The sequence below is a fragment of the Bacillus sp. SIMBA_005 genome (genome assembly GCF_046535585.1).
In the GTDB taxonomy this organism is placed as follows: domain Bacteria; phylum Bacillota; class Bacilli; order Bacillales; family Bacillaceae; genus Bacillus; species Bacillus pumilus.
The window spans coordinates 1-267 of record NZ_JAWRWI010000497.1; the positions used below are offsets into that span (position 1 = coordinate 1).

Here is a 267-nt window from a genome sequence, read left to right on the forward strand (position 1 = left end):
CCGTCGGACAAGACCTTCGACCAGGCCCAGGAGATCGTCGATGCGGCCGGCCCGCAGAGCGGCCAGGTCGGTGCGATCGTCGCGTGGATCCGCAGGCACATCGCCTATCGCTACGGCGAAAGCAATGCCATGACCGACGGCCTCGACACGATGGCGCACGGCGCCGGCGTCTGCCGCGACTACGCCCACGTCGGCATCATGCTGTGCCGCAGCCTGCGCATTCCGGCGCGCATGGTCGTCGGCTATCTGCACGGGCTGGAACCGATG

At 68.5% G+C, this 267-nt stretch carries 1 protein-coding gene; it reads left to right on the plus strand.

Annotated features, from left to right (window positions below; all coding sequences use genetic code 11):
- Positions 1-267, plus strand: a 267-nt coding sequence (locus SB660_RS21055) for a transglutaminase-like domain-containing protein (protein WP_410584320.1), incomplete at both ends; no start/stop codon positions are given.